Annotated in this window: 7 protein-coding genes; all 7 read right to left on the bottom strand. The window is 64.7% G+C overall.

Going from position 1 to position 12,639, the window contains the following annotated elements; all coding sequences use genetic code 11:
* Nucleotides 1-214: 214 nt before the first annotated feature.
* The 7 genes from BX592_RS15340 to BX592_RS15310 all read right to left on the bottom strand — a co-directional run bounded on the left by BX592_RS15340 (nucleotide 215) and on the right by BX592_RS15310 (nucleotide 12,639).
* The gene (locus BX592_RS15340) at nucleotides 215-1,744 is read right to left on the bottom strand and encodes a S8 family serine peptidase (RefSeq protein ID WP_134192670.1); all 1,530 of its coding nucleotides are present in this window, start codon (nucleotides 1,742-1,744) and stop codon (nucleotides 215-217) included.
* A 434-nt stretch (nucleotides 1,745-2,178) separates the two neighbouring features.
* Nucleotides 2,179-2,808 carry a DUF2239 family protein gene (locus BX592_RS15335; protein WP_134192669.1) on the bottom strand — a complete coding sequence of 210 codons (630 nt, stop codon included), beginning with the start codon at nucleotides 2,806-2,808 and terminating at the stop codon, nucleotides 2,179-2,181.
* A gap of 59 nt (nucleotides 2,809-2,867) precedes the next feature.
* A complete protein-coding gene (locus BX592_RS15330; RefSeq protein WP_134192668.1) occupies nucleotides 2,868-7,835 on the bottom strand; it encodes a response regulator in 4,968 nt (1,655 codons plus the stop codon).
* 194 nt (nucleotides 7,836-8,029) lie between these two features.
* Complete coding sequence (locus tag BX592_RS15325; protein WP_134192667.1) at nucleotides 8,030-9,595, bottom strand: response regulator; 1,566 nt, start codon at nucleotides 9,593-9,595, stop codon at nucleotides 8,030-8,032.
* Nucleotides 9,592-11,061, bottom strand: a complete 1,470-nt coding sequence (locus BX592_RS15320; RefSeq protein WP_134192666.1) for an ATP-binding protein — start codon at nucleotides 11,059-11,061, stop codon at nucleotides 9,592-9,594. The genes BX592_RS15325 and BX592_RS15320 overlap by 4 nt, the downstream gene beginning before the upstream one ends.
* Nucleotides 11,024-12,229 (bottom strand): ATP-binding protein, encoded by a 1,206-nt coding sequence (locus tag BX592_RS15315; protein ID WP_134192665.1) that lies wholly within the window; start codon nucleotides 12,227-12,229, stop codon nucleotides 11,024-11,026. Before BX592_RS15315 ends, BX592_RS15320 begins: the two co-directional genes overlap by 38 nt.
* Nucleotides 12,214-12,639 (bottom strand): anti-sigma regulatory factor, encoded by a 426-nt coding sequence (locus BX592_RS15310; RefSeq protein WP_134192664.1) that lies wholly within the window; start codon nucleotides 12,637-12,639, stop codon nucleotides 12,214-12,216. Before BX592_RS15310 ends, BX592_RS15315 begins: the two co-directional genes overlap by 16 nt.

Genomic DNA, 12,639 nt, shown 5'->3' with positions numbered 1-12,639 from the left:
TTTGTGCTTAAGCACTTGCGTCCCGGATTGGGACTAGTCTGATTATCGGCAGCGGGGTCCGCCACTACACTGCCTTGGCTGCGCGACCCCATACATGAGTGGCGTATGCGATGTTGTAACTCTCCGACTTTCCGCTCGCACTCCCCGGTGCGAGCGGTTTTTTTTGCCTCGACGCCGCTTTCGCGGAATTGTTACCCGCATGACCTGAATTTCTTCACGGTTGACTCCCGGCGGCCTGCACGGCCCGATAGCCATTGACGATACCTGCCCCGATAGGCTTATCCGGCGTGACATTGGGCGGCGTGGCTGTCGATTGCAACAACGCAATCACTTTCGCAGGCGTGAGTAGCTGCTTTCGAAGGATGAGACGATAGCTCTGCATCATGGCAACAATACCCGCAACATGAGGCGTTGCTTGTGAGGTTCCCACACTGCCGTGATAGCTTGGCGTGCCCGGTACGGTAGTCCCACTGTTAAAGGCCGACCATATAAAACCTGACGTGGGTGAAGTTCGGTCACCGCCCGGCGCGGCTAGCGTAACAGCCCCATAGTCGGAATAAAATGCGCGCTGACTGCTGATACCTACGGCAGCGACTGACACCACACCGGAGCAGTTTGCTGGTTCGACGGTGGACACATCGACATTAGCGTTTCCCGCAGCAACAACGACAACGGCTCCCCGGCCAAGCGCCGCGCTGATAGCTTGGCCCAACGCACCGTCCGGATCGCAGGTACCTTGTCCACCCAGGCTCAGGCTCAGCACCTGAGCCGGGTGTCGATTGGCCGGCACCCCTGGCACGCTGCCCCCCGATGCCCACACGATGGCATCAGCGATATCGGCATTGCTGCCACCGCAATGCCCCACCACGCGTATCGGCACCACCTGCGCGCCATACGCGGTGCCTGACAGCCCGAGAATATTGTTGGTAAGTTCACCGCCGACCGTGCCAAACACATGCGTGCCATGCCAGGAACTGTTCTTTGCGGCCGCACCCTCGCCGCATTCACCGGCGGTCTCCCAGTCGCCCGTATCCCAGCCGCCCGGAATCCGGCCATCGGCAGGACGGCCCGATATGTCCGCACTGCTGATGAAGTCATACCCGGCATTGGCGAGACTTAGATCGAGATCGGGGTGCACGGTCACACCCGTATCGAGGCTAGCGATCGTAATGCCCGCACCATTGGACAATTGCCACGCGTGCTGGATCTCGGCACCACCCCAGTCTGGAACAGAAGTTCGTAGTGAATCATCCAGAAAACCGGCCCCATTGGCCTGAAGATAATCCCACTGATAGCGAGGAAAACCAAGATCAAGATCGACAGGCAAGCTGATGTCATCCAGTTTCATCAAATACTCGGGTTCCACATACTTCACGGCAGGATCAGCGGCAATCTGCCTGATGAGTGCCTCCGTTTCAGACGCCGACAAATCGCGATTCATATGCACTAGTTCCGCGCCTGTCGCAAGCTGGCGCACGTAATGCGCATGCAAGGCTATCGCCGCTGAAAGAGACGCATGCCCCGCCGCGGCATCGACATTTGCTTCGACGCTGGAAGCGTGGCCACGCATGGAACTCCCAACCCTATAGTTAATCAGGATGCCCCGATAGGTCTGGTTGTTCTGTAACGTGCGGAGGTTGAAGTTTTTCGTTGGCGGCGGCATGTCCACCGTGGTGGCTTCAATAGAAACCGAAATAATCAGCAGCAGCGGGGCAAAAATCGCTTTCAAAATATGCGGCGTCATTTCGGCTCACCTGTTCAATGTGATACCAATGCAGCACTCACCTCCGTTTAAACGGGGGGGCGGGGCGAAGGTTCCGTGTATCTGGTTGATCATTTGGCGACTTCGAATCACCAAGGATAAGTGACCTGCCGGCGCAGCCAGCTGGCCGCGAGGCCACGTGCACTTTATGTCATTGATTGCTCGCGGCAGACTTTCAGGAAAGCAAACGAAATCGCAGCGGCATGCCCACTCACCACATTTCTTTTTGTTTCCACCCAATTAAATCAACGTATTGCCTGATCATCCTGTTTTATCAGCCGCATTTTTATAATAGGCATATTCGATAAAATTGGAAGAATTTAGAACCATAAGTTAAAACGGGCAGTGCGTTTGCATTCCAGGCTGTCGGCGAATCAACTTGCAGCAGATCAAACTGTCCGCATTACTTGACCAGTTCAGAACGCAGCGGCCGCCAGCTTTCTCGCATGCGCGCGGAGATCGGCGGGCCAGCCGTCGGTCATTCGCTCGAAGCGCGCGCGGTCGTTTGCATACAGCGCGCGCGTGGCTTCCTCGTAGTCCGGCAGGTTGCCGGCAATCGCCGTCATAAAGCGATACGTCACTTCCTGCGCGTGACGCACGCGCTCCCTGTCCGAGCCCGCCGCGCGCGCGGCGTCGACCAGCTTGCGCATCGCAACCGACGCGCCGCCGGGTTGGCCATTCAACCATTCCCAGTGACGCGGCAGCAGCGTCACTTCACGGGCGATCACGCCCAGTTTCGGCCGGCCGCGTCCGCGTGTGGTTTCAACCGGGGAAACGGCCGCGTCGGCGGCGTGCTCCCCGGCATCGGCGCCGGCATCGGCCTTGCGATCCGTGTCTGCGCCCGCCAGCCGCGCCAGCACATCGTCGACGCTGCCGCGCAGATCGAACTCGACTGGCCGGCTCGTCGCATCGTCGAAGACGAGGATCGGCTCGCCGCCCGCCCGGTCATGCGAACGCTTGACCGCGATCGCGACGTCCTTCAACGACCCGGACGCGATGCGCCGGACGCCTTCGAATGCGGTGCAGGTTGCGGTAGGCGTAGCCATCGAACGTCTCCCGGATTGAGCCGTCCATATTTTACCCGGGTATAAATCGGATTGCAATATTACCCGGGTAAATCTGGCGAGTCCCTCGACACGCATGCGCGCAACGCGGTGATCAGATCGAGCGGATCGTACGGCTTGCGCAATTGCAGCGCGTCGCCCAGCACCGCTTGCTGATCCGGCGTGAGTTCGACCGGATGGCCGCTGACGAAGATCACGCGCAATTGCGGCTGACGCCGCTTCGCTTCGAGCGCGAGATCGACGCCCGAGCTACCGGCCAGACCAATATCGGTGAGCAGCACATCGACTGGTTGCGCAGCGATCACACGCTGTGCGGCGTCGCTGCCGGCCGCTTCGAAGATGTCGAGTCCGAATGTGCGCAGCACTTCGGCGGTACTCGCGCGCACCATCTCGTCATCTTCGACAAACAGGATGCGCAGCCCGCGCACCGCATCGAAGGTGTCGTTGCTGTGGCGGTCGACCAGCGTGACGGTTTGCGAATCGGCCGCCTGCAGCGTCGGCGTGCCGGCATGCTTCACGCCCGGCGCCCGCAGCGCATTGCGAATTCTGCGCGCGAGCGCTTCATGCGTGTACGGCTTGCTCAACAGTTCGACGCCTTCATCGAGGCGTCCCGCGTGCACGATCGCGTTGTCCGTATAGCCCGACGTAAACAGCACCGCTAACGCCGGCTGCCGCTCGCGCGCCTTGCGCGCAAGCTCGGTGCTGCGCAATGGTCCGGGCATCACCACGTCGGTGAACAACAGATGGATCGGCACACCGCTTTCGACGATCGCAAGCGCGCTTTGCGCATCCTTCGCGCGCAGCACGTGATAGCCGAGGCTCGACAGCATTTCGACGACTGTCGTGCGCACGTCCTCATCGTCCTCGACAACGAGAATGGTTTCGGCGCCGCCCTTCACCGGTCCGGCATCGATGTCGGTCTCGAGATCTTCCTGCTGGCGCACGCGCGGCAGATAAAGGCGGATCGTCGTGCCATGGCCGGGCTCGCTATAAATCTTCACATGCCCGCCCGACTGCTTGACGAAGCCATACACCATGCTCAAGCCGAGGCCGGTCCCCTGGCCTTCGCGCTTGGTCGTGAAGAACGGCTCGAACACGTGCTCCTGCACTTCGGGCGTCATACCGGTGCCGGTATCCGTAACGGCGACCATTACGTATTGCCCCGGCAGCACATCGGCATTGCGCTTCGCGTATGCGTCGTCGAGCGCTGCATTGCCCGCTTCGATGGTCAGCTTGCCCTGGCCATCCATCGCGTCGCGCGCGTTGATCGCCAGATTGAGCAACGCGTTTTCGACCTGGAACGGATCGACGAGCGTGTTCCACAGCCCGCCGGAGACGATCGTCTCAATCTCGATGCCATCTCCAAGTGCGCGCCGCAGCATATCGTCGAGGCCGCGCACGAAGCGCCCGAGGTTCACGACTTTCGGCGCGAGCGGCTGGCGCCGGCCGAACGCGAGTAATTGCGACGCGAGCTTCGCGCCGCGCGCGACACCGGCCAGTGCATTGCGCACCCGCTGCGCAGGCCGCCCGGAACCCGCGACATCCTGCGAGAGCAGCTGCAGATTGCCGCCCACCACCTGCAACAGATTGTTGAAGTCATGCGCGACACCGCCGGTCAGTTTGCCGATCGCTTCCATCTTTTGCGCGAAACGCAGCGCCTCTTCCGCGTGCCGCAGCGCTTCCTGGGTTTCGCGATCCGTGGTGACGTCGCGGCCCACGCCGTGAATCCGCTCGGTGTCCGGATCGAGCGCGAGCGTCCATGCGATCCAGCACCACGTGCCGTCGCTGCGCCGCAACCGGTTTTCGTAGCGGACCGGCGCACCCGTCATGTGCAAGTCGTGAATCCGTGCGTTCGCGAGTTCGAGATCGTCCGGATGAACCAGATCGAAATACGATTGTGTCGTGAGGGACCACGTCGGATGCCCGAGCACGCGGGTCCACGACGGACTCACGCGCTGCAGCGCGCCGTCGAGGCCGGCCACGACCAGCAGATCTTCGCTGAGCTCCCACAAACGATCGCGATCCGCGACCGCCTCGGCGACGCGAACTTCAAGTGTTTCGTTCAGGTTATGCAGCGCGGCCTGCGCTTTCGAGCGTGCAGCGATCTCGTTCTGCGCGGCCCGATAAAGCCGCGCATTGTCGATCGCGCTCGCCGCCTGCGCGGCAATGCCCGCGAGAAACCGTTCGGCGCGCGCGGTGAACACGCCCGGCTGCGGGTGGCCGAAGAACAGACCGCCTAGCACTTCGCCGGTGCGCGACACCACCGGCGCGGCGAGATAACTGACCACTTTCAGATGGCCAGCCGGCATTCCGTAGTACGGATCGTTTTCGCCATAACGCGGGTCCTTCGTGATGTCGTCGGAACGCACGATGCCTTCGCCGTTGAAGGTCGGTGCGAACACTGCGGTATTGCGCGGCATCGGAAACTTCGAAAACGCGTCTTTCGGCACGCCCGACAGCGTGTACAGCGTATAGCGGCCGCCGTCTTCGTCCTGCACGTTGTAGAAAAACGAGCCGAACGCGGCGCCGGTCAGTTCGGTCGCCGCATCGGTGACGGTCTGCACCGCGCGGTTCAGATCGAGTTCCGCCGCGACCGCGGTGCCGATCCGGTTCAGGATTTCGAGCGTGCGGGTTTCGTCGGCAAGACGCTGCCGCGATTCGCGGCGCAGCCGCGCAAGCTGCAGATTGCCGGCCACCCGCGCAAGCAGCTCACGGGCGGAAAACGGCTTGGTCAGGTAGTCGTCGGCGCCCGACTCCAGGCCGCCGACCTTCGCCTCCTCGCCCGCTCGCGCGGAGAGCAGCAGCACCGGCGTCTCGCGCCATTGCGGGTCCGCGCGCAGTTCGCGCACGAGGCCGAAACCGTCCAGCCGCGGCATCATCACGTCCGATACGACGAGGTCCGGCACTGCTGCGCGGATCGCGTCGAGTGCGGCGACGCCATCGTCGGCGACCCGCACGTCGTGCCCCGCCGCGCTCAGAATGCGGCACATGTAGTCGCGCAAGTCCGCGTTGTCGTCGACCACCAGCACGCGCGCCGCGCGGCCTTCGACAGGCGTCGTGCCATCGAGCGCCTCGGCGGCCGCGCGCCAGGCGTCGTCCGCTTCGACGTCGGGATCGGCGATGCTCGCGCTATCGGGCAGCCAGCGCAGCGCCGCTTCGACATACGATTGCGCGTGCTTGCTGGTGGCCACGGACGTCGCGCGAGCCGCGCGAGCCGCGCCACCCGACGCGCCCGCTAGCGCCATCGCCTGCTCGCTGCAGGCAGGCACCGCAACCGTGAAGCAGCTGCCGATGCCGAGCTTGCTGTCGACGCGAATCGCACCATCATGCAAGCGCACCAGTTCCTGCACGAGCGCAAGCCCAATGCCGCTGCCTTCGACCGAGCGGCCGGCCGCGCCTTCGACGCGATGAAAGCGCTCGAACAGCCGCGGCAATTCGTGTTCGGGAATGCCGATACCGGTATCCGACACGCACACTTCGACCTTATCGTCCGCAACCGGCTTCACGCTGACGGTGATCGTGCCCGACAGCGTGAACTTGAACGCGTTCGACAGCAGATTCAGCACGATCTTTTCCCACATGTCGCGGTCGATCTCGACTGGACAAGGCAACGGTGAGCAGTCGACGACCAGCGTCATGCCCGCCGACTCGACCGCCGAGCGGAACAGCGAAGCGAGTTCCGCGGTGAACGCGGCGAGATCAGTCGGCTCGCGATGAATCTGGATACGGCCCGCCTCGAGACGCGAAAAATCGAGCAGCGCGTTGACGAGCTTCAACAGCCGCAAGCTGTTGCGATGGGTGACTTCGATCAGATCGCGGCGTTCGTTCGCGGCCAGTTCGCCGTTCGCGCGCAGTTCTTCGAGCGGCCCAAGCATCAGCGTAAGCGGCGTGCGGAACTCGTGGCTGATATTCGAAAAGAACGCGGTCTTCGCAAGGTCGATCTCGGAAAGCGCCTCGGCGCGCCTGCGCTCTTCGTCGTACGCGTGCGCATAGCCGACCGCGCCGCCGATCTGCCGCGCGACGAGGTTCAAAAACGCGCGATAGCTATCGTCGAACAGCCGGAACGGGTTGAGCCCGACGATCAGCACGCCGCCCGGCCCGCGCTGGCCGCTCGGCTGCACGGGCAGCACCGCCGCCTGGCTCGGCGGCTGCGTCCACGGACCGCTTGGCAGCGGCGGCATCGAATCACCGAAGCGTTCGGCGAGACCCGTGACCAGCTTGATGATCTGGCGGCGCTGCACCTCGGCGAACGGCCACACCGGATGCCGGTCCGCATGCATCGACTCGGGCGCGGCCGCATGACCGGCGGCAATGCCGCACGCGCAGGTGAGCGACACGCTCGCGCTGCCGGGTTCGCCTGAATAGAACATCGCGAACGCAATGTCTTGCGGGTCGGTCGCCAGCGCGCGCATGCTGGACTCGCACGCGTCGCGCCACGTGCGCGCGTTGGTCGTCGACGCGCCGATCTCGCGCAGCAACGCCAGTTGCCGCTCGCCGATCACGCGTGCGGTGTCGTCGTTGTTCGCGCAGATGATGCCGCCAGTGCCGCCGTGATCGTCCGGAACCGGGCTGTACGAAAACGTGTAGTAGGTTTCCTCCGGGTAGCCGTTGCGCTCCATGATCAACAGCTTCTGCTCGGTGTACGTGCCTTCGGTGCCGGCCAGCGCGGTGTCGAGCAGCGGCCCGATCTCGTGCCAGATCTCGCGCCACACCGTCGACGTCGGCTGCCCGAGCGCGGCCGGATGCTTGCCGCCGATAATCGACTTGTACGGGTCGTTGTAGAAGAACAGCAGGTCGGGTCCCCAGCCGACCCAGATCGGCTGGCGCGATGTCAGCATGATGCGGATCGCGATCTTCAGGCTTTGCGGCCAGCCATCGGGCGGACCGAGCGTCGTGGCCGACCAGTCGTAGGCGGCGATCAGCGCGCCCATCTCGCCGCCGCCGCGCAAAAAGGCCGCGGTCGCGCCGGCCAGTTGCGCGCCCGCCGCCATCGAGTTGTCTGGTTTCATCAACGCCTTCTCCTGACGTGCCCTGCGCGCGATCGCCCGCGTGCGCTGTGCGCGCTGCGTGTGCCGCGTGCCGCGTGCGGCCTCCGCGTGCTTCCGGCAGCGCGCGTCACAGACCGCGCGTGCGGAGCTCCTTTCTTTTCAGCGACGCGTCCGGCCGCTCAGCCGTCGGCTCGCCGTTCGGTTCATCCGCCAACTCAACTGGCCGGATCAGTACGCAGTTCGAAACCGGGGTTGCGTGGCTGCCCGTTCGCGCCATCCGCCGCAATCACACGCTCGATGTCTTCGAGCGACGCTGGCTTCACCAGATGGTGATCGAAGCCCGCCGCGCGCGTGCGCTGCCGGTCGCTTTCCTGGCCGTAACCGGTCAGCGCGATCAGCAGCGCGCCAGCGGTGGCCGGTTGCGCGCGCAGCGCGCGGGCAACCTGGTAGCCGTCGAGGTCGGGCAGGCCGATGTCGAGGATCACGACTTCCGGTTTGAATTCAGGCGCCGCCGCCAGCGCCGACGCGCCGTCGTACATCACACACACTTGATGGCCGAGCATGTCGAGCAGCACCGACATCGATTCCGCGCCGTCGACGCTATCGTCAACGATCATCACGCGCCTCGCCGACTGCGGCGCAGCGGCCGCCGACTCGTTCTCGGCCGCGGCCGGGTACTGCGGCGTCACCGCGAGCGGCAGCCGCACGACGAACTCGCAGCCGCGGCCGATGCCTTCGGAACGCGCTTCGATCGAGCCGCCGTGCAATTCGGTGAGCGTACGCGCCAGCGACAGCCCGATGCCGAGGCCGCCCTCGGAGTGCGACAGCGAATCGGCCGACTGCATGAACAGATTGAACACGTCGCCCAGTTCCGCGGGCGGAATGCCGATGCCGTTGTCGGTGATGCGAATCGCCACCGACCCATCGACCACGCGCACGTCGAGCCCGATCGCGCCACCGTCCGGCGTGTACTTCGCCGCATTCGACAGCAGATTGCCGATCACCTGCGCGACGCGGATCGGGTCGCCGCGAATCGCGCACGGCGTAGCCGGCACATTCACCCGCAGCGTGTGATGTTTGCGCTCGATCGACGGCTGATTCGTTTCGACCGCGGTCGCAACCGCCGACGCGATATCGACGGTTTCCATCCGCAGCGCGATCTTGCCGTGCGTGATACGCGACACATCGAGCAGGTCGTCGACGAGCCGGCTCAGATGCTCGACCTGGCGGCGCGCAATCATCCGCGCGTCGCGCACGATCGCGTCGGCCGCGTTGTATTTCGGGTCCATCAGTTCGACCGCGTTGCGGATCGGCGCGAGCGGATTGCGCAGTTCGTGCGCGAGCGTCGCGAGGAACTGGTCCTTGCGGCGGTCCGCATCGCGCAGCGCCTCTTCCGCGCGATGCAGGCGCAACAGCGCGCGCACGTTCGCCACCAGTTCGGCGGGCTCGATCGGTTCAGTCAGGTAACTATCGGCGCCGCCGTCGAGTGCGCGAACCTTGTCGAGCGATTGCACCGCGGCGGCCGATGTTTGCAGCACGAGCGTCGAGCGCGTCAGCGGGTCATGCTTGATGCGCGAGCACACCTCGATGCCGTTGATATCGGGCAGTTTCACATCGAGCAGCACGAGCGCGGGCCGGCGCGCGCGCACCTGGTCGAGCGCGCCCTGGCCGGTCGCCGCTTCGATCACGTCGAAGCCCGCATGCACCAGCACGCGCGTTTTCGCGTAGCGGGCGCCGTCGTTGTCGTCGACGTTCAGAACAAGGGGGGCAGCGGCACTCATGCGCGGTCCCCGCGAGCCGCGACTTGCGCCCCTTCTGCAACGCGCAACCCGGCGTCCTCGCCAGCGAGTTCGCCGGCGTCGGCCACCGGCACGAGTTGCACCGGCAGCGTCGCATAAAAGGTCGAGCCGACGCCGAAGCGGCTGTCGACGCCGACGTACCCGCCGAGCAGCGCGGCGAGCTTGCGGCACAGCGGCAAGCCGAGCCCGGTGCCTTTCACCCGCTGTTGCAAATGACTTTGCACTTGCCCGAATTCTTCGAATATCACTTGCTGGTGCTCCTCCGCGATGCCGATGCCGGTATCCGCGACCGTAAACGTGATGTGCTCGCCGTCCGGCTCGAGCCGCGCGCCGACGCGGATCTCGCCGCGCTCGGTAAATTTCAGCGCGTTCGAGACAAAATTACGCAGTATCTGTGTGAGCTTTGCTTCGTCGGTGAAGATCGCCGGTAGTCCTTCTGTCTCCTCGAAAATCAGCCGTACCGCCGGATCGGCCAGCAGCGGCGTCAGCATCGTGCGCAGTGCCGCAAAGAGCCCGGACGGCTTGAACGACGTCGGCAACACGTCGGTTCTGCCGGCTTCGATCTTTGCCAGATCGAGCAGGTCGTTGACGATTTCGGTGAGATCTTCCGCGGACTTGCGAATCAGTAGCACCTGGCGTTCCTGTTCACCACTGAGCTCGCCGTCGAGCCGGTTGAGCAGCAGATTCGTCAGCGCGCGGATCGAACTGAGCGGCGTGCGCAACTCATGGCTCATATTCGACAGGAAGCGGGTTTTCAGCGTGTCGGCGCGGCGCAGCTCGTCGGCGCGTTCGTCGAGTTCCGCGTAGAGCGCAACGACGCCGCGGTTGGTCGCTTCGAGCTCCTGCGTGAGCCGCGTCAGCTCGTCCTGGCGGTCGCGCAGCTCGTTCAGTGTGGACAGCAGTTCGCGGTTTTGCTCCTGCATTTCGTCGAGCGAATCGCGCATCGCCGCGTCGGATGGCGCCGCCGCCGCGCGCGGCCGCGCCGGCTCCTGCATCAATGCGTTGACGATCGCGTCGATGCCGACTGGCGCGATCTCGTCGCGCTCCGTCGGCAACACGCGCGCCATCGATACCGTCGTACCGGCCTCTGAAGACTCGATCGTGCAACGATCCATCAGCCGCCGGCTGCCAGCAATGCCGCGGCCCATACCGGTCGGCGACCGGTAGGTGCCGTCGAGCACCGATTCCAGATCGCGAATGCCGGGTCCGCGGTCGCGTACATCGATCAGAAATACCTGCGGCTTCGCATGCGCGTCTATCGCGAAGATCACTTCGCCTGCATTTGCATACTCGAACGCATTGCGCGCAATCTCGGACACCGCGCTCGCAATGCGCGTCTGATCGAGCGGCGAAAAGCCGAAGCCGGCCGCGATGCCGCGCGCCCGGCGGCGCGCCGCCACCACGTCCTCTTCAGTCTCGAGGCGGATTCGTAGTATCTGCGTTGCCATGCGTGAAATGTACTCCCTGGTCTGCTTTCACCACCACCACGGTTGCATCGTCGCGGTGGCGCGCGAAGTCACGATATAGCACCGCCGCGATCATCACCGCGGGCTGTAGATGCAGGCCGGGATAAGCAGCCAGGTCCCAGCGCGTGCCGATGCCATCGGAATGCAGGATCAGCATTGCATTGCGCGTCCACGGCACTTCGAATTCCTGCGCATCGCGCATCGTGTGGCCGACGATGCCGTTGCGCGATGTCAGTTGCCAGTGGCTGCGCTCGCTGTGGGACGGCGCGGCGACGAGTGGCATCGTGCCCGCTCGTGCGCCGGAGACAAGCGCCGGGCGGCCCGCGCCCGACACCGATGCGGCAATATTGCCGGTGCCCGCAAACGACAGCTGCGAGCGCGCGAGATCGACGCGCGCAATCGCGACTGCGGCGCCGCGCGTCGGGCGCAGCGCGTCGTGTGCGTACTGCATCAGCGCCGCGGGCGAGCGGCCCGCGCGGCGATGCACCGCGTGCACCGCGCCCGCGGCGGCCACATGCGCGTCCGGTCCGTGACCGAGGCCATCGGCGACTGTTACCGTCAACCCATGCTGATCGGCTTCGACACCCCACGCGTCGCCGCACACCATTTCGCCCGGATACGGCACGCAGACTCCGCCGATATCGGTGCCCGACGCCGACGGCGGCGCGCTGCGCGTGTCGGCCCCACCCGGCGCGTGGCCGCGCACGGTCGCGCGCACAATCGTGCCCAACTGCGGCTGCGAATAGATCGACATCTGCTCCGACAGCCGCCGGATCGCACCGAGACCGGTGCCGGGCGTACCGGCCGTTGAACGGCCGTCGTCGAATGCAGCGTGTACATCTGCAATGCCGGGCCCGCGATCGATTGCCAGCACTTCGACACCGCAAGTGCCGCCTGGCGGTGCGGCGCCATCGCGCGACGCCGGCAATGGCGGCAGCTCCCGAACCAGCAGCTCACCGTGCTGCGCATGCTTCAGGATATTGGTGGCCGCCTCGGTGACGATCAGCGCCAGCCGACCCATGTCGGTTTCGCTCAACGCGCACCTTTGCGCCGCATCGCTCGCGCCGCGGCGCGCAAACGCGACACTGCTCGCGTCGGCAATCTCGAACGACGCATGCATGCCTCGCAAACCGTTCAACGATATTTCCATTTCGTGATCGTGACCGTGGTGCCCTTACCCGGTTCAGACTGAATCTCGAACTCGTCGGACAGACGGCGCGCGCCGCCGAGTCCGAGGCCGAGCCCCGAACCGCTTGTAAAACCGTCCTGCAATGCGCGCTCGATATCCGCGATGCCAGCGCCGCGATCGACAAAGGTCAGCCTCAGTCCTTTGCGCGTGCCGTTGACGATCACATTCAGATGCGCGTCCCCGCCGCCGCCATACAACAGCGTATTGCGTGCCAGCTCGCTTGCGGCCGTGACGAACTTCGTCTGATCGACGAGCGAGAAGCCTTGCGCGATCGCCTGATCGCGAACGATCTGCCGCAGCCGGACAATTTCCTGGTCCGAGCGCACACCGATCTCCATCGTCGACGTCACCGTGATGCCGGTTGGATCCAT

It is taken from the genome of Paraburkholderia rhizosphaerae, from assembly GCF_004366595.1.
Classification (GTDB): Bacteria; Pseudomonadota; Gammaproteobacteria; order Burkholderiales; family Burkholderiaceae; genus Paraburkholderia; species Paraburkholderia rhizosphaerae.
The sequence above is the reverse complement of the archived record's forward strand: the minus strand, read 5'-3'. Positions and strand labels throughout refer to the sequence as shown.